The 22713-nt window shown below is 71.5% G+C and carries 23 protein-coding genes and 1 riboswitch; of the genes, 16 read left to right on the plus strand and 7 right to left on the minus strand.

What is annotated here, in order from left to right; translation table 11 throughout:
- Positions 1-77: 77 nt before the first annotated feature.
- A complete protein-coding gene (locus tag ACIP5O_RS03985; RefSeq protein WP_401288285.1) occupies positions 78-1481 on the plus strand; it encodes an FAD-binding oxidoreductase in 1404 nt (467 codons plus the stop codon).
- 28 nt (positions 1482-1509) lie between these two features.
- Here ACIP5O_RS03985 and ACIP5O_RS03990 read toward each other — a convergent pair whose 3' ends face one another.
- A complete protein-coding gene (locus ACIP5O_RS03990) occupies positions 1510-2001 on the minus strand; it encodes an SsgA family sporulation/cell division regulator (protein WP_401288288.1) in 492 nt (163 codons plus the stop codon).
- Positions 2002-2346: 345 nt separating this feature from the next.
- On the opposite strand from ACIP5O_RS03990, the gene ACIP5O_RS03995 reads away from it, so the two are divergent.
- Both ACIP5O_RS03995 and ACIP5O_RS04000 read left to right on the plus strand, forming a co-directional pair.
- Positions 2347-3807: an RDD family protein gene (locus ACIP5O_RS03995; RefSeq protein ID WP_401288290.1), complete on the plus strand. Its 1461-nt coding sequence runs from the start codon at positions 2347-2349 to the stop codon at positions 3805-3807.
- A gap of 85 nt (positions 3808-3892) precedes the next feature.
- Entirely contained in the window at positions 3893-4618 is a 726-nt protein-coding gene (locus ACIP5O_RS04000; protein WP_401288292.1) for an RDD family protein, read from the plus strand.
- Positions 4619-4646: 28 nt separating this feature from the next.
- On the opposite strand, the gene ACIP5O_RS04005 is transcribed toward ACIP5O_RS04000, so the two are convergent.
- Positions 4647-4943, minus strand: coding sequence for a hypothetical protein (locus ACIP5O_RS04005; RefSeq protein WP_401288294.1), 297 nt, complete (start codon positions 4941-4943; stop codon positions 4647-4649).
- Between the two features lie 325 nt (positions 4944-5268).
- On the opposite strand from ACIP5O_RS04005, the gene ACIP5O_RS04010 reads away from it, so the two are divergent.
- Positions 5269-7713 carry an immune inhibitor A domain-containing protein gene (locus tag ACIP5O_RS04010; protein WP_401288296.1) on the plus strand — a complete coding sequence of 815 codons (2445 nt, stop codon included), beginning with the start codon at positions 5269-5271 and terminating at the stop codon, positions 7711-7713.
- Between the two features lie 122 nt (positions 7714-7835).
- Positions 7836-8189: a hypothetical protein gene (locus tag ACIP5O_RS04015; RefSeq protein WP_401288299.1), complete on the plus strand. Its 354-nt coding sequence runs from the start codon at positions 7836-7838 to the stop codon at positions 8187-8189.
- Between the two features lie 30 nt (positions 8190-8219).
- Here the strand turns inward: ACIP5O_RS04015 and ACIP5O_RS04020 are convergent, their stop codons facing one another.
- Positions 8220-8816 (minus strand): isochorismatase family protein, encoded by a 597-nt coding sequence (locus ACIP5O_RS04020; protein ID WP_401288301.1) that lies wholly within the window; start codon positions 8814-8816, stop codon positions 8220-8222.
- A 133-nt stretch (positions 8817-8949) separates the two neighbouring features.
- Complete coding sequence (locus ACIP5O_RS04025) at positions 8950-10278, minus strand: nicotinate phosphoribosyltransferase (RefSeq protein WP_401288304.1); 1329 nt, start codon at positions 10276-10278, stop codon at positions 8950-8952.
- A 150-nt stretch (positions 10279-10428) separates the two neighbouring features.
- On the opposite strand from ACIP5O_RS04025, the gene clpS reads away from it, so the two are divergent.
- The 10 genes from clpS to ACIP5O_RS04075 all read left to right on the plus strand — a co-directional run bounded on the left by clpS (position 10429) and on the right by ACIP5O_RS04075 (position 18319).
- On the plus strand, positions 10429-10743 hold the full coding sequence (gene clpS / locus ACIP5O_RS04030) for an ATP-dependent Clp protease adapter ClpS (RefSeq protein WP_383433558.1): 315 nt from the start codon (positions 10429-10431) through the stop codon (positions 10741-10743).
- Positions 10743-11333: a DUF2017 domain-containing protein gene (locus tag ACIP5O_RS04035; protein WP_401288306.1), complete on the plus strand. Its 591-nt coding sequence runs from the start codon at positions 10743-10745 to the stop codon at positions 11331-11333. Before clpS ends, ACIP5O_RS04035 begins: the two co-directional genes overlap by 1 nt.
- A gap of 355 nt (positions 11334-11688) precedes the next feature.
- Positions 11689-13116 (plus strand): amino acid permease, encoded by a 1428-nt coding sequence (locus ACIP5O_RS04040; RefSeq protein ID WP_401288309.1) that lies wholly within the window; start codon positions 11689-11691, stop codon positions 13114-13116.
- A gap of 76 nt (positions 13117-13192) precedes the next feature.
- Positions 13193-13621 (plus strand): Mov34/MPN/PAD-1 family protein, encoded by a 429-nt coding sequence (locus ACIP5O_RS04045; protein WP_125661539.1) that lies wholly within the window; start codon positions 13193-13195, stop codon positions 13619-13621.
- Positions 13622-13652: 31 nt separating this feature from the next.
- Positions 13653-13726, plus strand: a riboswitch (cobalamin riboswitch).
- 59 nt (positions 13727-13785) lie between these two features.
- Entirely contained in the window at positions 13786-14763 is a 978-nt protein-coding gene (locus ACIP5O_RS04050) for an ABC transporter substrate-binding protein (protein ID WP_401288312.1), read from the plus strand.
- A complete protein-coding gene (locus ACIP5O_RS04055) occupies positions 14760-15959 on the plus strand; it encodes a FecCD family ABC transporter permease (protein ID WP_401288315.1) in 1200 nt (399 codons plus the stop codon). Before ACIP5O_RS04050 ends, ACIP5O_RS04055 begins: the two co-directional genes overlap by 4 nt.
- Positions 15956-16741, plus strand: a complete 786-nt coding sequence (locus ACIP5O_RS04060; RefSeq protein WP_401288318.1) for an ABC transporter ATP-binding protein — start codon at positions 15956-15958, stop codon at positions 16739-16741. The genes ACIP5O_RS04055 and ACIP5O_RS04060 overlap by 4 nt, the downstream gene beginning before the upstream one ends.
- A gap of 131 nt (positions 16742-16872) precedes the next feature.
- The gene (locus tag ACIP5O_RS04065) at positions 16873-16983 is read left to right on the plus strand and encodes a putative leader peptide (protein ID WP_401288321.1); all 111 of its coding nucleotides are present in this window, start codon (positions 16873-16875) and stop codon (positions 16981-16983) included.
- A 101-nt stretch (positions 16984-17084) separates the two neighbouring features.
- Positions 17085-17363 (plus strand): MoaD/ThiS family protein, encoded by a 279-nt coding sequence (locus ACIP5O_RS04070; protein WP_125661526.1) that lies wholly within the window; start codon positions 17085-17087, stop codon positions 17361-17363.
- Between the two features lie 5 nt (positions 17364-17368).
- The gene (locus tag ACIP5O_RS04075) at positions 17369-18319 is read left to right on the plus strand and encodes a PLP-dependent cysteine synthase family protein (protein ID WP_401288324.1); all 951 of its coding nucleotides are present in this window, start codon (positions 17369-17371) and stop codon (positions 18317-18319) included.
- Positions 18320-18335: 16 nt separating this feature from the next.
- On the opposite strand, the gene ACIP5O_RS04080 is transcribed toward ACIP5O_RS04075, so the two are convergent.
- Positions 18336-18806 carry a type II toxin-antitoxin system PemK/MazF family toxin gene (locus ACIP5O_RS04080; protein ID WP_401288327.1) on the minus strand — a complete coding sequence of 157 codons (471 nt, stop codon included), beginning with the start codon at positions 18804-18806 and terminating at the stop codon, positions 18336-18338.
- Positions 18807-19006: 200 nt separating this feature from the next.
- On the opposite strand from ACIP5O_RS04080, the gene ACIP5O_RS04085 reads away from it, so the two are divergent.
- Entirely contained in the window at positions 19007-19759 is a 753-nt protein-coding gene (locus ACIP5O_RS04085) for an MBL fold metallo-hydrolase (protein WP_401288329.1), read from the plus strand.
- A 79-nt stretch (positions 19760-19838) separates the two neighbouring features.
- On the opposite strand, the gene ACIP5O_RS04090 is transcribed toward ACIP5O_RS04085, so the two are convergent.
- Both ACIP5O_RS04090 and ACIP5O_RS04095 read right to left on the minus strand, forming a co-directional pair.
- Positions 19839-21104: a PTS transporter subunit EIIC gene (locus ACIP5O_RS04090; RefSeq protein ID WP_401288332.1), complete on the minus strand. Its 1266-nt coding sequence runs from the start codon at positions 21102-21104 to the stop codon at positions 19839-19841.
- 268 nt (positions 21105-21372) lie between these two features.
- Complete coding sequence (locus ACIP5O_RS04095) at positions 21373-22677, minus strand: PTS transporter subunit EIIC (protein WP_401288335.1); 1305 nt, start codon at positions 22675-22677, stop codon at positions 21373-21375.
- Positions 22678-22713 lie beyond the last annotated feature (36 nt).

Genomic DNA, 22713 nt, shown 5'->3' on the forward strand with positions numbered 1-22713 from the left:
CCCACCCGCCCGAAGAGCACGCGAAGCGCCCGCCCCGGCGGGTTCACACCGATGGCCCCGGGTGCCACGCTGGACGCATGGACGATCTCCAGACGCCGCAGAAGGACGACCTCCGGTCACGGCTCCACGAGCGCCTGCTCGCCGGACTGCCCGCCGAGGCCCTGCTCACCGACCCGGACGTGACGGCCTCCTACGCCCACGACATGGCGAGCTTCTGCACGGCCGGCACCCCCGCGGCCGTCGTGCTCCCGCGCACCGTGGAACAGGTGCGGCACGTCATGCGCACCGCGACCGAACTCCGCGTCCCCGTCGTCCCGCAGGGCGCCCGCACCGGCCTGTCCGGCGGCGCCAACGCCTCCGACGACTGCATCGTGCTCTCCCTGGTCAAGATGGACCGCATCCTGGAGATCAACCCCGTCGACCGGATCGCCGTCGTCGAACCGGGCGTGGTCAACGCCGTCCTGTCCCGGGCCGTCGCCGAACGGGGCCTGTACTACCCGCCGGACCCGTCGAGCTGGGAGACGTGCACCATCGGCGGCAACATCGGCACCGCCTCCGGCGGGCTGTGCTGCGTCAAGTACGGGGTCACCGCCGAGTACGTCCTCGGCCTCGACGTCGTCCTCGCCGACGGCCGGCTCCTGACCACCGGCCGCCGCACCGCCAAGGGCGTCGCCGGATACGACCTGACCCGGCTCTTCGTCGGCTCCGAGGGCAGCCTCGGCGTCGTCGTGAAGGCCGTCCTCGCCCTCAAGCCGCAGCCCCCGGTCCAGCTCGCGCTCGCCGCCGAGTTCCCCTCCGCCTCCGCCGCCTGCGCCGCCGTCTGCGCGATCATGGAGCGCGGCCACACCCCCTCGCTCCTCGAACTGATGGACCGCACGACCGTCCGGGCCGTCAACGCGATGGCGCGCATGGGCCTGCCCGACACCACCGAGGCGCTCCTCCTGTGCGCCTTCGACACCCCCGACCCGGCCGCCGACCTGGCCGCCGTCGGAGAGCTGTGCGCGGCGGCGGGCGCCACCGAGGTCGTCCCGGCCGCCGACGCCGCCGAGTCCGAACTCCTCCTCCAGGCCCGCCGGCTCTCCCTCACCGCCCTGGAGACCCTCAAGTCCGCCACGATGATCGACGACGTGTGCGTGCCCCGCACCCGGCTCGCCGAGATGCTCGACGGCACGGCGGCCGTCGCGGAGAAGTACGGCCTGACCATCGGCGTCTGCGCGCACGCGGGCGACGGCAACACCCACCCCGTCGTCTGCTTCGACCACACCGACGAGGACGAGTCGCGCCGGGCCCGCGAGTCCTTCGACGAGATCATGGCGCTCGGGCTCGCCCTCGGCGGCACCATCACCGGCGAGCACGGCGTCGGCGTCCTCAAGAAGGAGTGGCTGGCGCGCGAGCTGGGGCCGGTCGGCCTGGAGCTCCAGCGCGGGATCAAGGCGGCCTTCGACCCCCTCGGGCTCCTCAACCCCGGAAAGCTCTTCTGAACCTCCCCGGAAGGACGCGCGCACGGGATCAGTACTCGCCGTCCTGCGCCTCGTCCGACGGCCACGGGTCGCGCAGCCACAGGTCGTCGGCGGCCACGGTGGTCGCGAGCAGTTCGGCGAGCCCGTCGTCGATGCCGAGCCGCTCCGACTCGGTGCCCGGCGGCACCGCGCGCAGGGTCCGCTCCAGCCAGGCGGACACCTGCGCGGACGGGGCCTCCAGCAGGGCGTCGCCGTCGGGGGAGGAGAGCGCCATCAGGACGACCCCGCGGCCGTCGACCTTGGTGGGCCAGATGCGGACGTCCCCGTGGCCGCAGGCGCGGAAGACGCCCTCCACGAGCAGTTCGCGCGCGAAGGTCCAGTGGACCGGGTGGTCCGTGCCGACGTGGAAGGTGATGTGGACGGCGTACGGGTCGTCGGTCCGGTAGGCGAGCCGCGCGGGCACCGGGACGGCGCGCTCGGGGGAGAGCACCAGCTTCAGCTCCAGCTCGCGCTCGACGGTGGTGTCGTCGGTGTTCTGCATGGTCGTACTCCTTCTCACGGACGGCCCCGGGCGGGCCTTCACCAGGAGAGAGCGGGGTGCCCGCGACTCATTACGCGACTTCGGGAAGATTTTTTCGGGAAGTTTTTTCCGGTCCCGTGTGCCCGGGGTCGTCCCGGGCATGCTCCTCTGGACGAGCGAACGGAATGCATCGGCCCGAACATCACGCGGAGTGACCGATTCCGCGGCGTGTCGCCCGAAGGCGGCCTTTCTCGCGGGCTCTTTCTTCCCTCGGCGACGTTCTTCGTTACTGTCATCCCTGGGCGCGGCACGCCCGGCGCGCTGCCGTGCGGATCAAAGGCGTTGTGACTGAACGGAGTCGGGGCAGTGGCTACTCCTCCTGGAGGCGGCGGAGAGGTACCGCAGGCGGGGTACTACCCGGACCCGTCCATTCCCGGATACATCCGGTACTGGAACGGGGGCGCGTGGGTCCCCGGCACGAGCCGGCCCGCCCCCTCGGACGGCGACGTCCCGTCCCGGCCGCCCGCCGCCGCGGTCCCGGCCGGCCCGCTCCCGGCCTCCGGCCCCGGCCCCGCCCCGACGCCCCCGGCCACGCCCGAAGGACCCGCCGCGCCCGAACTACCCGCCGCCTCCGTACCGGCCCAGGCGCAGGCGGTGGACCAGCCGCAGGCACAGGCTCGGGCCGCGGCCCAACAGCAGCCCCAGGCGCCCGCGCACGTGCCCGCCCAGGCCCAGGCGCCCGTCCCGGCCCCCGCCCCCGTGGCCGCGCGGGCCCGGCCGGAGTCCCCGGCTCCCGCTCCCGTCCGGTCCTCCGCCCCCGCCCCCGTACCCACGGTGGAGGAGACCGGGCCCGTCTTCCTCGACGAGGAGCCGGACCCGGCGGAGTCCGCCCCGGCCTGGCAGGCGGACAGCTCCCGGCAGACCGGCTTCGGCGGCGACCGCGACCAGAAGGTCTCCTGGGGCGCGCCCCGTTCCACCGATCCGCGCACTCCGGCGGAGTGGCCGGTCGCGGGCGCGAGCGAGCAGCCCGAGGTCCCGGCGCAGACGCAGGCTCCGGCGCAGGCCCCCGTCCCCGCGCGGTCGGTGGACCCCCGCCCGACCGGGAGCGCGGCGCGCCTCGGCGGCATGCCCGTCATGCCGATGCCCACCCCCGCCCCGGCTCCCGCACCCCAGCCCCAGCCCGCTCCGGAACCCGCCCCCGCCCCCGCTCCCTCCTGGGCCCAGCCGCAGCCCCAGCCCCAGCCGCAGCCGCAAGCACCGTCCCAGGAGCAGCCGCAGCAGCCGGTCGTCCCCTGGAAGCCGCCGGTCGAGGACCCCTTCCTCCAGGCGGCCCGCGCGCAGGCGTCCGCGCGTCCCGCCGGGCTCGGCAGGCGCCTGGTCGCCCGTCTGGTCGACTCCGCCGTCACGGGCGCCCTCGTCGGCGCGGCCGCCTTCCCCTTCGTGACCGCCGCGCTCGACCACATCGAGGACAAGATCGAGGCGGCCCGGCAGACCGGCACCACCGTCCAGGTCTGGCTGCTGGACTCGACGACCTCCGTCCAGTTCGGCATCGCCCTGGCCGCGCTGGTCGTCGTCGGGATCCTGTACGAGGTGGTGCCGACCGCCAAGTGGGGCCGCACCCTCGGCAAGAAGCTCTGCGGGATCCAGGTGCGGGACATCGAGGCGCACGAGCCGCCGACGTTCGGCGGGTCCCTGAAGCGCTGGCTGGTCTACGGCGTCCTGGGGCTCCTGGCCGTCGGCGTCCTCAACGTCCTGTGGTGCCTCTTCGACCGCCCCTGGCGCCAGTGCTGGCACGACAAGGCCGCCCACACCTTCGTGGCGCGCTGACCCCGGCGGGGCCCGGCCGGTGCCGGGTCCCCCGAACGGGCGGTGATTCCTTGCGGGGGCGTCCCGCCCGGGATGCACTGCCCCCATGAGCACCGACCAGCCGCCGCCCGGTCCGCCGCCCGACGAGGACCCGTTCCGCAAGGGGCCCCAGGAACCCCCGCCGCCCGCCGGCGGCCAGCCACCCCCCGGGGGCCCGCCCCCCGGCGGCCCGCCCCCGCCCGGGAACCCGTACGGCTCTCCGTACGGCGGCGGGGGAGGCTCCCCGTACGACAACGCGCCCCCGCCCCCGTACGGAGGCGGCTACGGCGGTGGGTACGGCGGGACCGATCCGCTCGCCGGGATGCCGCCGCTCGCCGACTCCGGCCGGCGCATCCTCGCCCGGCTCATCGACTGGGTGATCGTGGCGGTGCCGCTCGCGATCATCGGCATCCCGTTCAAGATCTACGACCGGGTGACGAACGACGACGACTTCAGCGACGCGGTCAACAGCTTCAACGGCGGGGGCCAGTTGGTCTTCCAGCTCATCACGATCGTCGCGTACGTCGCCTACGACACGGTCCTGACGGCCAGGAACGGCCAGACCCTCGGCAAGAAGCTGATGAAGCTGCGGGTCGCGATGCTCAACGACGGCTCGAAGCCCCCGATGAACCAGTCGCTGCTGCGCGCCGTCGTGCTGTGGCTGCCCGCGCTCATCTGCTGCGCCTGCCTGTGGCCGCTGCTCCTGCTGATCCTGATCCTGGTCGACAAGCCCTACAAGCAGGGTCTGCACGACAAGGCGGCGAAGACGGTGGTGGTCTCCGTCCCGCGGTAGGACCCCGTGCGATCCCGTACCGCGGACGTCACGAACCGATCCGGGTCCCGGCCCTCCCGCCCACGCGCGCGGCCGGCACCCGGATCTCCTCGTCTCCGGAGGTCCCGGGAGTCCCGGAAGCGGACGCGGTCGGCGCAGGGGTCTTGACGGACCCCGCCCGCCCCGGCATCGTCACCGCCACGAGGACGCCGAGCAGCAGTCCGACGGCACAGGCCGCGGTGACGCCGGGGGTCGTCGTCGTGCCGGAGAGCAGCAGCAGGGCGACGGTCGCGAGGACGACGGTGGCCGAACCACAGGTGAGCTGCGCGGCGTTCGGACGCTGCATGACGAGTACCCGCCCCTCAAGACAACGGTTCGACTCTACGACGGTCGATGCCCGCGCGGAACGAGGGGTAAGCGCGGTCCCGCCCGCCGCCGGTGCACGGGGGGCGCACAGGGTCATGTGATCGTCAAAAATCCTTCACGATGCGCCCACCGGGCGTCCGGTTACCGGAAACCCGCTCCCACATAGTGCAGTTGGTGTGCGCAAGTCAAGATCTGTCTTTTCTGGCCTCACTCCGGTCGAATGTCGTCACTTGTGACGCGCGACCCGCTGAACGGACACCCCACCTTCGGTCCGTCGGGGCGGGCGCCGGGGAGGACTACATCAAGTGACCAACAGACGACGGGCGATCAGAGCGTCCGCAGTCGTCGTGGCGCTCGCGGCCACCGCCGCCACCGCCTCGACCTTCAGCACCGCGTGGGCCGACAACCACGGAAGCGTGACGCCGGCCGACGTCCGCCACGACCCGGCGCCCGGCGCGCCCGGCGTCGGCATCGACAAGACGGCGGTCGACCACGACCTCGAGGGCCCCTTCAGCGAGCAGCAGGAGCAGCAGCGCAAGGCCGCCCTGGAGCAGGTGCTGAGCGGCAAGAAGAAGGTCGAGCGCCGCGGCGGCTCGCAGGTCGTCAAGCTCGACAGCAAGAAGTACGTCGAGCTGGGCCGCGAGAAGACCGACAAGATCTTCACGATCCTCGTCGAGTTCGGCGACAAGGTGGACAACACCACCCTGGTCGACCGCGCCGACGACGACACGACCGAGCCGAAGCCGAAGTTCGGCGGCACGCCCGGCCCGCTGCACAACCAGATAGCCAAGCCGAACCGCAAGAACGACAACTCCACGGCCTGGCAGAAGGACTACAACCAGGCGCACTTCCAGGACCTGTACTTCGGGACCGGCAAGGACGCCAAGGGCCAGCCCAAGCAGTCGCTGAAGACCTACTACGAGAAGACCTCGTCCGGCCGTTACTCGGTCGACGGCGGCGTCTCCGACTGGGTCAAGGTCGAGTACAACGAGGCCCGTTACGGCTCGAACTACTGCGGCAACAGCAACTGCTCCAACGTCTGGGACGCCGTCCGCGACGGTGTCACCGCGTGGACCGCCGACCAGAAGGCCAAGGGCCGCACCGACGCCCAGATCAAGGCCGACCTGGCGCAGTACGACCAGTGGGACCGGTACGACTTCGACGGCGACGGCAACTTCAACGAGGCCGACGGCTACATCGACCACTTCCAGATCGTCCACGCGGGCGAGGACGAGTCGGCGGGCGGCGGCGTCCAGGGCGGCGACGCCCTGTGGGCCCACCGCTGGTACGCGTACGGCACCAACGCGGGCAAGACCGGTCCGGCGAACAACAAGGCCGGCGGCACGCAGATCGGCGACTCCGGCATCTGGGTCGGCGACTACACGATGCAGCCGGAGAACGGCGGCCTCGGCGTCTTCGCGCACGAGTACGGCCACGACCTCGGTCTGCCGGACCTGTACGACACCTCGGGCCTCAAGGGCGCCGAGAACTCGACCGGCTTCTGGTCGCTCATGTCCTCCGGCTCCTGGCTCGGCCGCGGCAAGGACGCCATCGGCGACCTGCCCGGCGACATGAACGCCTGGGACAAGCTCCAGCTCGGCTGGCTGAACTACACCAAGGTCGCCAACGAGGCCCGCAAGTGGAACTCCACCCACAAGCTGGGCGTCGCCGAGTACAACACCAAGAACCCGCAGGCGCTCGTCGTCGAGCTGCCGAAGAAGCAGGTCACCACCGAGATCGTCGCGCCCGCCGAGGGCAACACGCAGTGGTGGAGCGGCATGGGTGACGACCTCAAGAACACCCTGACCCGCTCGGTCGACCTCACCGGCAAGAAGTCCGCCTCCCTGGAGCTCCAGGGCTGGTACGACATCGAGCTCGACTACGACTACCTGTACGCCGAGGTCTCGACCGACGGCGCCAACTGGACCGCCCTGGACGGCACCGCCGACGGCAAGGCGCTCCCGCGCGACGCGGCCGGCGCCCCGGCGCTGACCGGCGTCTCGGAGACCCACAAGAAGCTGGTCTACGACCTGTCCGCCTACGCGGGCAAGAAGTTCGACCTCCGCTTCCGCTACCAGACGGACGGCGGCGCGGGCGGCAAGGGCTTCACCGCCGACGCCGTCACCGTGACCGCCGACGGTGCCGCCGTCCTCTCCGACAACGTCGAGAACGGTGACAACGGCTGGGCCGCCAAGGGCTTCTCCCGCGTCGGCAAGGGCTTCACCAAGGCGTACGAGCAGTACTACATCGCCGAGAATCGCCAGTACGTCTCGTACGACGAGACCCTGAAGGTCGGCCCGTACAACTTCGGGTTCACCGGCGACAAGGCCACCTGGGTCGAGCACTACCCGTACCAGAACGGCCTGCTCATCTGGAAGTGGGACCTCTCCCAGAAGGACAACAACACCGCGGTCCACCCGGGCCAGGGTCTGATCCTTCCGGTCGACGCCCACCCGGCCCCGCTGAAGTGGAAGAACGGCACCCTGATGCGCAACCGCGTCCAGGCGTACGACTCCACCTTCGGCACCTACCGGACCGACGCCCTCCAGCTCCACAACGCGGACGTCGCGACCTTCGTGCCGTCGCTCAAGGGCAACCCGGTCTTCGACGACCGGAAGGGCACCTACTGGTACAAGGAGACCGAGCGCGCCGGTGTCCAGGTAACTGACACCAACACCAAGATCGAGGTCGTCAAGGAGCCGAAGAGCGGCGAGACGATCACGGTCCGCGTGGGTCCGTCGAAGAAGTAATCGGTAAAACAGCAGGTCAAAGCGTGATCGGCCGTCGCCCCCTAGCGGGCGGCGGCCGATCGTGTTTAGGTGCGTCTGACGCTTTTCCTATTGACACAACGACCACGGGGGAGTGGTTCCGCATGCCCAACGGAGGGTTCTGCAAGCTGCCGGGAGGCAGCGTGGTGGTGGCCATAGGGCTGCCCAGCCCGGCCGGCGACGGCGCCACCGTCCGCTTCCTGGTCCACGCGGCGAACCGGGCCCGCGCCCTGACCCGGCTGCGGAACCTGGGGCTGCGCGCGGTCTACCTCCGGGGGAACACCGAGCCGCCCACGCCGGACGAGGTCACCGCCGTCCTGCACCACCCCGACGGCCTGCTGTGGAAGTCCACCCCGGGCGCCGCCCAGGAACTCTGGCACCCGGCCCGCTCCCTGCCCCGGGAGCCGGCGGTACGGGACGCGCCCGCGGGCGCCGTGCCCCGGGGCCGCGCCGCCTAGGGCCTGTCCGGCGGAGCCCCGGGGACGGTCTCAGACCACCGGCTTGCCGGTCAGTTCCACGCCCGCCGCCCGCAGCTCCTCCAGGGCCCGCTCCGTCGTCGCCTCCGCCACGCCCGCCGTCAGGTCGAGCAGCACGTGGGTGCGGAAGCCCTCCCGGGCCGCGTCCAGGGCCGTCGCCCGGACGCAGTGGTCGGTGGCGATGCCCACCACGTCGACCTCGGCGACGTCCCGCTCGCGCAGCCACTCCGCCAGCGTCAGGCCGTTCTCGTCCCGCCCCTCGAAGCCGCTGTACGCGGCGTCGTACGCGCCCTTGTCGAAGACGGCGTCGATCGCCCCGCTGGCGACGGCGGGCGCGAAGTTGGGGTGGAAGCCGACGCCCTCCGTGCCCGCCACGCAGTGCACGGGCCAGGAGGTGACGTAGTCCGGCTCCTCGCCGGGTGCGGCGAAGTGCGACCCCGGGTCCACGTGGTGGTCGCGGGTGGCGACCACGTGCCGGTAGGAGGTGCCCGCCGTCTGGCCGACCAGGTCGGTGATGGCGGCGGCAACGTCCGCCCCGCCCCTCACCGCGAGGCTGCCGCCCTCGCAGAAGTCGTTCTGAACGTCCACAACGATCAATGCGCGGTGCATGGCGGGTGTCCTTCGGGCGTCGGAGGGGTGGGATCGAGCCTAGAGACTTCCCCTCCCCTTCGGGAGGGGGCGCCCCGGGCCACTACGGCGGCTACGCCGTCCTGTGTAGGCGTACGGACCGGACGCGCGGGCGTCAGGCGTACTCGGTCGGCAGCACCGGCTCGCCGCGCGACAGCTGGACCGCCGACATCGGCAGCCCGGCGCGGGCCGCGATGTGCCGGGACCTCGCGGCCTCCAGCGGCTCGCGTCCCACCACCTGCCCGCCCTCGACCAGTCGAACCAGGAGCTGCCGGTCGGCGAGCTCCGGCGGGACGGGGCCGGTGCCCACGACCTCCGCCTCGGCGACGCCGGTCGCGTCGGTCCTGCGGGCCGCCCACTTGCGCCCGCCGACCGAGGCCTTGCCGCCCAGGGACTTCTTGGCCACCGGCACCAGGGGCGCCTTCGGGTCGGCCGAGGCGGCCCGCGCGACCAGCTTGTAGACCATGGAGCAGGTCGGGTGGCCGCTGCCGGTGACGAGCTGCGTGCCCACCCCGTACGCGTCGACCGGGGCCGCCGCGAGCGAGGCGATGGCGTACTCGTCGAGGTCCGAGGTGACGACGATCCTCGTGTTCCGGGCGCCCAGCTCGTCGAGCTGCGCCCGCACCCGGTGGGCGACGAGCAGCAGGTCCCCGGAGTCGATCCGGACGGCCCCGAGCTCGGGCCCGGCCACCTCGACGGCGGTCCGCACGGCCTCGGCCACGTCGTAGGTGTCGACCAGCAGGGTCGTGCCGCGCCCCAGGGTCTCCACCTGGGCCCGGAAGGCGTCCTTCTCGCTGTCGTGGAGCAGGGTGAAGGCGTGGGCGGAGGTGCCGACGGTCGGGATGCCGTAGCGGAAGCCGGCCGCCAGGTCCGAGGTGGAGTCGAAGCCGCCGACGTAGGCGGCGCGGGAGGCGGCGACGGCCGCCAGCTCGTGGGTGCGCCGGGCGCCCATCTCGATCAGGCCCCGCCCGCCGGCCACGGCCGACATGCGGGAGGCGGCGGCCGCGATGGCCGAGTCGTGGTTGAGGATCGACAGGACCACGGTCTCCAGGAGCACGCACTCCGCGAAGGAGCCCTCGACCCGCAGGACGGGGGAGCCCGGGAAGTACACCTCGCCCTCGGGGTAGCCCCAGACGTCCCCGGAGAAGCGGTAGCGGGACAGCCACTCCAGGGTCGGCCCGTCGACGATCGACCGCTCGCGCAGGAAGTCCAGGACGGCCGGGTCGAAGCGGAAGTTCTCGACGGCGTCCAGGACCCGCCCGACGCCCGCGAGGACGCCGTAGCGCCGCCCCTCGGGCAGCCTCCGGGTGAAGACCTCGAAGACGGAGCGCCGGTCGGCGGTGCCGGCGGCGAGGGCCGCCCGGAGCATGGTCAGCTCGTACTGATCGGTGAAGAGCGCCGTCGACGGAACGTCCACCGGCAGCCCAAGGTCCGCAGCGTTCATGGCAGTGATGCTAGCGCAGAAATCGTCAGAGTGACGATTTCTAGGTCCCCCGCCGGATCCGCCGCCGGTCCCCCGCCGGATCCATCGCCGGATCCGCGCCCGTCCCGGAAGCGCGACCCGTTTGTGCGGGGGACCCCCCGGGATGGCAGCATGGGGGGAGTGAGCGTCGCGCCTATTGAGATCGAACGTACGGAATCGGCCGAGGAGGTCTCCGCGGTCGTCGAACCGGACGTGCCCTGGGTGACCCTCGTGCACAACGATCCGGTCAATCTGATGAGCTATGTGGAGTACGTCTTCCAGTCGTACTTCGGCTACTCCAAGGACAAGGCGCACAAGCTGATGCTCGACGTGCACCACAAGGGCCGCGCGGTGGTCTCCAGCGGCACCCGCGAGGAGATGGAGCGGGACGTGCAGGCGATGCACGGCTACGGCCTCTGGGCGACCCTCACCCAGGACCGCGGCTGATGGCCGGCCGCTTCGAGGCCCTGGCCGGCGGCGGCGCGGCCGTCGCCCTCGACGACGTCGAGATCTCCATCCTCCGCTCCCTCTCCGTCCAGCTCATGGAGCTGATCGGACCGGGCGACGAGCCCGCCGCCGACGCGGACCCGCTGGCCGCGCTCTTCGTCGAGGGCCCCAGCGAGCCCCCGTCCGACCCCGCCCTGCGGCGCCTCTTCCCCGACGCGTACGGGGACGACACCGAGGAGCTGCGGGCGGCCGCCTCCGACTTCCGCCGCTACACCGAGAACGACCTGCGCGCCCGCAAGCGCGAGGACGCCCTCGTGGTGGTGCGCGCCCTGGACTCCCTCTCCGCCGAGGCGGCGGGGGAGGGCGGCGCGGTCCTCAAGCTCACCCCGGACGAGTCCCGGGCCTGGCTCGGCGCGCTCAACGACCTCCGGCTGACCATCGGGTCCCGCCTGGAGGTCTCCGACGACGAGGAGAGCGAGCGGCTCTACCGGCTGCCGGACTCCGACCCGCGCAAGCCGATGGTGATGGCGTACCTCTGGCTGGGAGCCCTCCAGGAGTCCCTCGTGGAGACCCTGCTCTCCTCCTCCTGAAAGCCCCCGAGCTCTCCTCCTCCTGAAAGCCCCCGAGAAGGCCGCGACACGCGCTGTTCGCTCAGCGGACGCTCAAATCCGGATAACGAATGCGTTATCAGAGCGTCCGCTTGGCCGTCTTGTCATCACGTATGTCCGTATTTTTATGTGACCCGTGCCACGCCCATCTCCCTCGATCACCGTCCACGCCGTGATAAATCTTCACGACCGCTCGGGGACGCCACCCCTGTCCCCGAGGGCGCTTGGACCGGCTGACCGCCGGTGGCACTCCATCCACATCCGGGGGGATCAGGATCTGGTCCGCGGCAGACGCACTCGCAGTCGCGCGGATCAGCATGGAGAAAGGCGCACCACCATGACCTCTGTGCAGGTCGACAAGCAGCACGACGGCACCGACGGGGCCGTGGGCGGCGGCGAGGGCTACCAGCGTGGCCTCGGCGCCCGGCAGATCCAGATGATCGCGATCGGCGGTGCCATCGGCACCGGACTCTTCCTCGGCGCGGGCAAGGCCATCCACAAGGCCGGACCCAGCCTCATCCTGGCCTACGCGATCGCGGGCCTGGTCATCTTCTTCATCATGCGCGCCCTGGGCGAGCTCCTCATGTACCGCCCGGTCTCCGGCTCCTTCTCGGAGTACGCCCGGGAGTTCGTCGGCCCCTTCGCAGGCTTCGTGACCGGCTGGACGTACTGGCTCTTCTGGGTCGTCACCGGCATCACCGAGGTCACCGCCGCGGCCACCTACATGACGTACTGGTGGGACATCCCGCAGTGGATTTCCGCCCTCGTCTTCACCGTGATCCTCTACGGCGCCAACCTGATCTCCGTGAAGCTCTTCGGCGAGCTGGAGTTCTGGTTCTCCATGGTCAAGGTCACCGCCATCATCGGCATGATCCTGATCTGCGTCGGCGTCCTCACCGTCGGCTTCTCCGACGCCGGCGACACCGCCACGGTCGCCCACCTGTGGAACCAGGGCGGCTTCTTCCCCAACGGCGTCGGCAGCACCCTGATGACGCTCCAGATCGTGATGTTCGCCTTCCTCGCCGTCGAGCTGGTCGGCGTCACCGCCGGTGAGTCCAAGGACCCGAAGACCGTCCTGCCCAAGGCCATCAACACCGTGCCGTGGCGCATCGCCGTCTTCTACGTCGGCGCCCTGATCATGATCCTGTCCGTCGTCCCGTGGACCGAGTTCCAGCCGGGCGTCTCCCCGTTCGTCGCCGCCTTCGAGAAGATGGGCCTCGGCGCCGGCGCCGCCATCGTCAACTTCGTGGTCCTCACCGCGGCCCTGTCGTCCTGCAACTCGGGCATGTACTCCACCGGCCGCATGCTGCGCGACCTCTCGCTCAACGGCCAGGGCCCGAAGGTCTTCACGAAGCTGACCAAGAGCGGCATCCCGCTGCTCGGCACCACCTTCTCCGCCGCGCTCATGCTGGTCGGCGTCTGGATCAACTACGTCGCCCCCGGCAAGGCCTTCGAGTACGTGGTCTCCTTCGCCACCATCTCCGGCATGTGGGCCTGGATCATGATCCTGGTCTGCCAGATCCGCTACCGCGCCAAGGCGAACCGCGGCGAGCTGCCCCAGTCCTCCTTCAAGGCCCCGGGCGCCCCGTACACCAGCTGGTTCGCGCTGCTCTTCATCGGCATGGTCATCGTGATGATGGGCATCGACGAGGGGGCCCGCGTCTCCCTCTACTGCGCGCCGGTCTGGGGCCTGCTCCTGGGCGTCGCCTACCTGGTCCTGAAGTCCCGCAACCCCGAGGGCGCGGCCTTCGCCAAGCGCTCCTAGCCGGACCCGTCCCAGCATCCGGGCCCTTCCGTACCACTCCTCGGTACGGGAGGGCCCGTCTGCTTATCCTGTCGCCATGCTGACCATCACCCGGGCCCTGTACGACCAGATCGTGGAACACGCGCGCGCGGACCACCCGGACGAGGCCTGCGGCGTCGTCGCCGGCCCGGCCGGCAGCGGCCGCCCCGAGCGGTTCGTCCCCATGCTGAACGCCGCCCGCTCGCCCACCTTCTACGAGTTCGACTCCGCGGACCTGCTGAAGCTCTACCGCGAGATGGACGACCGGGACGAGGACCCCGTGATCGTCTACCACTCGCACACCGCGACCGAGGCCTACCCGTCCCGCACGGACATCACGTACGCCAACGAGCCGCACGCCCACTACGTCCTCGTCTCCACCGCCGACACCGACGGCGCCGGACCCTTCCAGTTCCGCTCCTTCACCATCGTCGAGGGCGTCGTCACCGAGGAGGAGGTCGAGGTCGTCGAGGCGTACGCCGCCTGAGACACTGACCCGGAACCCGGGCGGCAGGACCCAGGAAGCCGGTGCGAATCCGGCACGGTCCCGCCACTGTGACCGGCGTCCTCGGACGCCGGGAGCCAGGAACTGACCTGCCGCCTCCCACCACCGAACGGGGACGTGGAAATCCCCGGAGGAGGCACACCGCCATGTCCTGGCCCCGCCGCGTCCTGCTGCCCGCAGCCGCCCTCGTCCCCCTGCTCGCCGGCTGCTCGGCCCCCGCGGAGCAGGCGCCTGCGGCGAAGGCCGCCCCCGGATTCCCGTACACCGTCACCAACTGCGGTGTGCGGAGCACCTTCCAGGCCCCGCCGAAGCGCGTGGTCACCATGAACCAGCACGTCACCGAGATCATGCTCGCCCTCGGCCTGGAGAAGTCCCTCGTCGGCACCGCCTACCTCGACGACGCGGTCCTGCCCGCCTACGAGAAGGCGTACGACTCCGTTCCCGTGCTCGCCGAGGAGTACCCCTCCAAGGAGGCCCTGCTCGCGGCGAACCCCGACTTCGTCTACGGCGGTTACGCCTCCGCCTTCGACGCCAAGAACGGCACCGGTCGGGACGACCTGAAGAAGGCGGGCATGGCCACCCGCCTCAACACCGAGTACTGCCCCTCCGGCAAGACCTCCGTCGACGACCTCTATCAGGAGGTGACCGAGGTCGGCCGCACCTTCGGCGTCCCCGAACGCGCCGAGAAGTGGATCGCCGGGGCCCGCGCCACCGTCGCCGCCAACGAGAAGCGGCTCAAGGGCGTCGCGCCCGTCTCCGTCTTCGTCTACGACAGCGGCGACAAGACCGCCTTCACCGCCGGCGGCAAGGGCATCGGCAACGAGCTGATCACCCGCGCCGGCGGCCGGAACGTCTTCGCCGACCTCGACAAGGCCTTCGGCGACGCCACCTGGGAGCAGGTCGTCGCCCGCAGGCCCGAGGTCGTCGTCATCTACGACTACGGCTCCACCACCGTCGAGCAGAAGAAGAAGCGGCTCCTCGACGACCCCGCCCTCAAGGACGTCCCCGCGATCAAGAACCGCCGGTTCGCCGTCCTGCCCCTCTCCGACGCGGTCCTCGGCGTCCGCGTCCCCTCCGCCGTCGACAAGCTGGCCGCCCAGCTCCACCCGGCCGCCGCCCGATGAGCACCGGGACCCGCGCGCCCGGCGCCACGGACGACGGCGCCACGGACGACGGCGCCACGGGGGACGGCGCCACGGGAAACGGCGCCACGGGAAACGGCGCCACGGACCAAGACGTCGCGGGCCACGGCACCGCCGGGAAGCGGGTCGTCCCGGCGCGGGTCCCGCGTCCCCGGCCCCCCGCCGGGCGGCTGCCCTTCCCGGCCGTCGTCGCCGGGCTCCTGCTCGCCCTGGCCGCCGCCGTCCTCGCCTCCCTCGCCCTCGGCTCCGTCCGCGTCCCGCCCGGTCAGGTGATCGACGCCCTGACCGGGCGGGCCGGACCCTCCCCGTACCGGACGATCGTCCTCGACGTGCGGCTGCCCCGGATCCTGCTCGGCGTCGTCGTCGGCGCCGGACTCGCCGTCGTCGGCGCCGTCCTCCAGGCCCTCGTCCGCAACCGGCTCGCCGACCCCTTCCTCCTCGGGATCTCCTCCGGCGCCTCCGCCGGAGCCGTCCTCGTCCTCGTCGTCGGCGTCGGGGGAGGGATCACCACCACCCTCGCCCTGCCCGCCGGGGCCTTCGCCGGCGCCCTGGTCGCCCTCGTCCTCGTCTACGGACTCGCCCGGCGCGGCGGCACCATGACCGGCCCCCGCCTCGTCCTCGCCGGCGTCGCGATCTCGTACGTCCTGTCCGCCCTCACCACCCTGATCCTGGCCGCCGCCGGCCGCCCCGAGCACTTCCGCGAGGCGCTGTACTGGTCCCTCGGCGGCCTCGGCAGCGCCCGCTGGGACACCCTCGTCCTGCCCGCCGCCGTCCTGCTCCTCGGCCTCGGCGTCCTGCTCGCCCTCGCCCGCCCGCTCGACCTCCTCCTCGTCGGCGAGGAGGACGCCACCGTCCTCGGCCTCGACACCGCCCGCTTCCGCGCCGCCGTCTTCGTCCTCGTCTCCCTCGTCACCGCCGTCATGGTCGCCGCGAGCGGAGCCGTCGGCTTCATCGGCCTCATGGCCCCGCACGCCGCCCGGCTCGCCGTCGGCGCCCCGCACCGCCGCCTCCTGCCCGTCGCCGCGCTCGGCGGCGCGGTCGCCCTGGTCCTCGCCGACCTCGGCGCCCGGACCGTCACCGCACCCCAGGACCTCCCCGTCGGCGTCCTCACCGCCCTCACCGGCGGCCCGTTCTTCCTCTGGCTGATGCGCCGCCGCCCCGAAGGAGCGCCCCTGTGACCGAACTGCGCCTGGAGGGGCTCGCGTACGAGGACCGCCTCCGCTCCGTCGACCTCACCGTCCGCCCCGGCGAGACCGTCGGCCTCATCGGCCCCAACGGCAGCGGCAAGACCACCCTCCTGCGCTGCGTCTACGGCACCCTCGCCCCCACCGCCGGGCGCGCCCTCCTCGACGGCGACGACCTGCGCGCCCTCGGCCCCAAGGCCCGCGCCCGCCGCGTCGCCACCGTCCCCCAGGACACCGGCACCGACTTCGAGCTCACCGTCCGCGAACTGGTCGCCCTCGGCCGCTCCCCGCACAAGCGCTTCTGGGAGGGCGACACCGCCCCCGACCGCGCGCACGCCGACGCCGCCCTCGCCCGCGTCGGCCTCACCGGCTTCGCCGACCGCCCCTACCCCACGCTCTCCGGCGGCGAGCGCCAGCGCGCCCTGGTCGCCCGCGCCCTCGTCCAGGACCCGGCCCTGCTCGTCCTCGACGAGCCCACCAACCACCTGGACATCCGCCACCAGCTCGACGTCCTCGCCCTCGTCCGCACGCTCGGCACCACCAACCTGCTCGCCCTGCACGACCTCAACCTGGCGGGGGCGTACTGCGACCGGATCTACGTCCTGGAGCGCGGCCGGGTCGTCACCGGCGGCACCCCCGCCGAGGTCCTCACCCCGGACCTCCTCGAAGCGGTCTACGGCGTGGCCGCGGAGGTTGTCCCGCACCCCAGGACCGGCACGCCGACCGTCGTCTACCTGCACGGTCCGACAGGCGGTCAGCAAGCATCCACCATGTGAGATCACATTCCGGAACCCGGACCGGGAATCGATACGATGAGCCCATGGTTTCCCACGACGTGAGCGAAGAGACTCCGAGCGCCGTCATGCTCGCTGCATTCGCTGGCGCTCACTCCGCCTCCGCTCTTTTCATGGGAGCCTTCGGAGGCGGAGCGGCACGCCTGCACGTCGACCTGGGCCGCCTCGCCAGCGCGATCTGTACGAGCGGAACAGCGGCACGCCCGGCCCGCGCCGCGCTCTGAAGCGACCGGCGGCGACCGGCCGGGCGCCCTCACCGTACGACCCCTCCGCGCGGGGCCCCAGCAGCGCGCCCATCACGCCACTTCCGACAGGAGCCCACGCCATGGCCATCGAGGTCCGCATCCCGACCATCCTCCGCACCTACACCGACGGCGCCAAGGCCGTCGAGGGCAACGGTGGGACCCTCGCCGAGCTCTTCGCCGACCTGGAGACCCGCCACACCGGGATCGAGGCCCGCATCGTCGACGGCGACAAGCTCCGCCGCTTCGTCAACGTCTACCTGAACGACGAGGACGTCCGCTTCCTCGACGGCATCGACACCAAGCTCTCCGACGGCGACAGCGTCACGATCCTGCCGGCCGTCGCCGGCGGCATGGTCTGATCCACATGCGCTACGACTCCCCGCTGGCGGCGGTCGGCAACACGCCCCTGGTCCGCCTCCCCCGGCTCTCGCCCTCGGACGACGTCCGGATCTGGGCGAAGCTGGAGGACCGCAACCCCACCGGCTCGGTCAAGGACCGCCCCGCGCTCCACATGATCGAGCAGGCGGAGAAGGACGGCCGGCTCACCCCCGGCTGCACCATCCTGGAGCCGACCAGCGGCAACACCGGCATCTCCCTCGCCATGGCCGCCAGGCTCAAGGGCTACCGCATCGTCTGCGTCATGCCCGAGAACACCAGCGAGGAGCGGCGCCAGCTGCTGACCATGTGGGGCGCGGAGATCGTCCCGTCCCCGGCGGCGGGCGGCTCCAACACGGCGGTGCGCGTCGCCAAGGAGCTCGCCGCCGAGAACCCGTCCTGGGTGATGCTCTACCAGTACGGCAACCCCGACAACGCCGGTGCGCACTACGCCGGCACGGGCCCCGAGATCCTCGCCGACCTGCCCTCGATCACCCACTTCGTGGCCGGGCTCGGCACCACCGGCACCCTCATGGGCGTCGGCCGCTACCTGCGCGAGCACAAGCCCGACGTGAAGATCGTGGCCGCCGAGCCGCGCTACGACGACCTCGTCTACGGCCTGCGCAACCTCGACGAGGGCTTCGTACCCGAGCTGTACGACGCCTCCGTCCTCACCACCCGCTTCTCCGTCGGCTCCGCCGACGCGGTCACCCGCACCCGCGAACTCCTGCAGCAGGAGGGCATCTTCGCGGGCGTCTCCACCGGCGCGGCCCTGCACGCGGCCATCGGCGTCGGCAACAAGGCCGTCAAGGCGGGGGAGGGCGCCGACATCGTCTTCGTCGTCGCCGACGGCGGCTGGAAGTACCTGTCGACCGGCCTCTACACGGCCGCGACGACCGAAGAGGCCATCGAGACGGTCCAGGGCCAGCTCTGGGCCTGAGCCCCTTCGGGGGGCCTCAGCGCGCGAGATGACGGACCCGGTCCCACAGGGCCGGGTCCACCTCTCCCACCCTCCGCCGGAAGTCCGTCACCGGCACGTCCCGCAGCTCGTCCGTCTCCAGGAAGCTCGTCCGCCCGCGCGCGTCGCCCACCGTCCCCGCCGGCAGCGCGATCACCCCGGGCCGCTCCTCGTGGTGCTTGCTGGTGATCTTGGCGACGAGCGCGCCGCTCCCGCGCACCGCGAGCACCAGACAGGGCCGGTCCTTCGACCCGGGCCCGTCCTCGAAGGGCACGTCCGCCCACCAGATCTCCCCGGCCTTCGGCCCCCGGCCCTTGCGTGGTTCCGCGGGCCGGGCCGGCGGCCGGGTCCGCCCCGAGGGGCGGCGGGAGGGGGGACGGCGGGGCGACCGCTTGCGCCCGTCGACGACCGCCACCACCAGCGCGAGCACCACGACCCCGACCAGCGCGGGCCACCACGACGTGTCCATACCGCACGACGGTACCGGTGCGCGGTTGCCTCCGCCGTGGCGGGGCGGCATCCATCCGAACCGGTGACAGAGCCCGTGAGTTCGCCCACAACCGGCCACCGCGAAGGAGCGACGGGCCCCGGCGCGCCTTACGCTCGACAGACCGCACAGCCTCCCCTCCCCTGCGCATTCCCGCACCCGTCCACGGAGGTTCACGCTCCATGAAGCTCACCGTCGTCGGCTGCTCGGGGTCGTTCCCGTCCGCGGACTCGGCCTGTTCGAGCTACCTCGTCGAGGCCGACGGCTTCCGGCTGCTCCTCGACATGGGCAACGGCGCCCTGGGCGAGTTGCAGCGCCACATCGGTCTGTACGACCTCGACGCGATCTTCCTCAGCCATCTGCACGCCGACCACTGCATCGACATGTGCGGCTACTTCGTCGCCCGCTACTACCGGCACGAGGGCGGGCGCTGCGACGCGATCCCCGTCTTCGCCCCGGAGGGCGCCGAGCAGCGGCTGACCACGGCGTACGCGGACACGCCGACGCCCACCGCGATGGGCGAGGTCTTCGACTTCCACACGCTGAAGTCGGGCGGCTTCGAGCTCGGCCCGTTCTCCGTCCGTACGGAGAAGGTGTGCCATCCGGTCGAGGCGTACGGCATCCGGGTCGAGCACGGCGGCCGCTCGCTCACGTACTCCGGGGACACGGGCACCTGCGAGGCGCTGCACGAGCTGGCCGAGGGCACCGACCTCTTCCTCTGCGAGGCCTCCTTCACCCACGGCAAGGAGGACGTCCCGGACCTCCACCTCAACGGCCGCGAGGCCGGCGCCCAGGCGGCCCGCGCCGGGGTCGGCCGCCTGGTCCTCACCCACATCCCGCCGTGGACGGACGGCGAGCGGAACCTGGCGGACGCGCGCGAGGTGTACGCGGGGCCGTCGGAGCTGGCGAGATCGGGCGCGGTGTACGAAGTCTGAGTACGGGCGAGTCCCGAACATGGGCGAAGGGCCCCGGAACCGTGCGGTTCCGGGGCCCTTCGGCGGTGCGGGGCGGGACTCACGCCTTGGTGAGGTCCTCGACCTCCTCCTCGGGCTCGCGGCCCGGGGTGGGGAGGTTGAACTTGGTGATCGCGAAGCGGAAGACCACGTAGTAGATCGCCGCGAAGACCAGACCGATCGGGATGATCAGCCAGGGCTTGGTCGCGAGGTTCCAGTTCAGGCCGTAGTCGATGAGGCCGGCGGAGAAGGTGAAGCCCGCGTGGACACCGAGCGCCCAGGTCACGGCCATGGATATGGCGGTGAGGACCGCGTGGATCGCGTACAGGAGCGGCGCGATGAACATGAAGGTGAACTCGATCGGCTCCGTGATGCCGGTGACGAAGGAGGTCAGCGCCAGCGAGATCATCATGCCCATGACGGCCTTGCGGCGCTCCGGGCGGGCGGAGTGCGCGATGGCGAGGGCGGCGGCCGGGAGGCCGAACATCATGATCGGGAAGAAGCCCGACATGAAGATTCCGGCGCTCGGGTCACCGGCGAAGAAGCGGTTCAGGTCGCCGTGGACGACGTCGCCCGCGGCATTGGTGAAGTCGCCGATCTGGAACCAGGAGACGGTGTTCACGAACTGGTGCATGCCGACCGGGATCAGCGCGCGGTTGATGAGGCCGAAGAGGCCGGCGCCGACCGAGCCGAGGCCGGTCATCCACTCGCCGAAGCTGGAGATGCCGCTGCCGATGGGCTCCCAGATCAGGCCGAAGACCACGCCGACGAGGGTGCCGACGAAGGCCATGATGATCGGGACGAGGCGGCGGCCGTTGAAGAAGCCGAGCCAGTCGACCAGCTTGGTCCGGTGGAACTTCTGCCACAGGACGGCGGAGATCAGACCCATGAGGATGCCGCCGAGGACACCCGGGTTGTTGTAGGTCGCGGCGACGTCGACACCCTTGTTGGCAGTGGTGTTGACGACGGCCTCGGTGACCGGGAACGCCTTGAGGACGTTGCTGTAGACCAGGAAGCCGACGAGGGCGGCGAGGGCGGTCGAGCCGTCGGCCTTCTTGGCGAAGCCGATGGCGACGCCGATGCAGAACAGCAGGGGCAGGTTCGAGAAGACAGCGTCACCGGCCGTGGCGAACACGGAGGCGACCTTGTCCCAGCCCAGTCCGTCCTTGCCGAAGACATCGGGCTGGCCGAGACGGAGCAAGATACCCGCGGCCGGCAGTACGGCGATCGGCAGCTGCAGGCTGCGACCGACCTTCTGCAGGCCCTGGAACAGGCCGGATCCGCGCTTCTTGGCGGGAGCGGCGGCCGGGGCGGTGGCCGTACTCATCAACTTCCTCCAGTAAGGCAAGGCGCCGCCAGAGGACAGTGAAAGGGGGTGACGGCGGCGTCTCGTGGAACGCGGTGGTCTGGACCGCGTGGTCTACACCAATGAGTGGTGTAGACCAGTTTTAGCACGCGCGACTTAGATAAGGAACCTGTGAATTCTCACCCGCCCGGACACGCTCCGTAGCGGGCACGGAAAGGCCCCCGGACCACGAGGTCCGGGGGCCTGGGGCGGGCCCCGCCGCGGGAGGCGCGGCGGCGCTACCGAGGGCTCACTTCACGTTGTCCCGCTCCATCTCCGCCTCCACCTCCTCCGGCTCGCGGCCGGGCGTCGGGAGGTCGAACTTGGTGATCGCGAACCGGAAGACCGCGTAGTACACGACCGCGAAGGCCAGACCGATCGGGATGATCAGCCACGGCTTCGTCGCCAGGTTCCAGTTGATCACGTAGTCGATCAGACCGGCCGAGAAGCTGAAGCCGTCCTTCACCCCGAACGCCCAGGTCACCGCCATCGAGACGCCCGTGAGCACCGCGTGGATCGCGTAGAGGACCGGGGCGATGAAGAGGAACGAGTACTCCAGCGGCTCGGTGATCCCGGTGACGAACGAGGTCAGCGCCACCGACAGCATCAGACCGCCGACCTCCTTGCGCCGGTGCGGCCGGGCGCAGTGCGTGATCGCGAGCGCCGCCGCCGGCAGCGCGAACATCATGATCGGGAAGAAGCCCGTCAGGAACTGGCCGGCGTCCGGATCGCCCGCCAGGAACATGGGGATGTCACCGTGGACCACCGTGCCGTCCGGCTTCTTGTACGTGCCGAACTGGAACCAGATCGGCACGTTGAGGAACTGGTGGAGGCCGATGACGAGCAGCGCCCGGTTCGCCACGCCGAAGATGCCCGAACCCCACGCGCCCAGCCCGACCAGCCAGTCGCTGAAGCTCTCCAGGGCGTCGCCGATCGGCGGCCAGACCCACAGGCAGAGCGCGGCGAACGCGATCGCCACGAACGTCATGATGATCGGGACGAGGCGGCGGCCGTTGAAGAAGCCCAGCCAGTCGACCAGCTTCGTCCGGTGGTAGCGCTGCCACAGGTACGCGGTGAGCAGACCCATGACGATGCCGCCGAAGACGCCGGGATTCTGGTACGTGTACCCGGCGAAGGCGTCGTCCGCGCCCAGGCAGCCGCCGGTGATGTCCCGCGTCCCCGCGGGGCAGTCCTTCGGGAACTGGCGGAGCACCGTGTAGTAGACGAGGAAGCCGACCACGGCCGCGAGCGCCGTCGAACCGTCCGCCTTCTTCGCCATGCCGATGGCGACGCCGATGCAGAACAGCAGCGGCAGGCCGAGGCTGCCGTCGAGCAGCGCGCCGCCCGCGCCCGCCATCACCTTGGCGACGTTGTCCCAGCCCAGGCCGTCGGCGCCGAAGACGTCCGGCTGCCCGAGCCGGTTGATGATGCCGGCGGCCGGCAGCACGGCGATGGGGAGCTGGAGGCTGCGGCCCATCTTCTGGAGGCCCTGGAAGAGACCGCTGCCCCAGGACTTCTTCGGCGCGGCCGAGGCGGCGGCGCTGTCGCTACTCATGGGCGTCCTCCCTGCCCGGAACAAGCCGGGTGCGCG

Origin of the sequence: Streptomyces sp. NPDC088915 (assembly GCF_044749825.1) — a bacterium.
Taxonomy (GTDB): Bacteria; Actinomycetota; Actinomycetes; order Streptomycetales; family Streptomycetaceae; genus Streptomyces.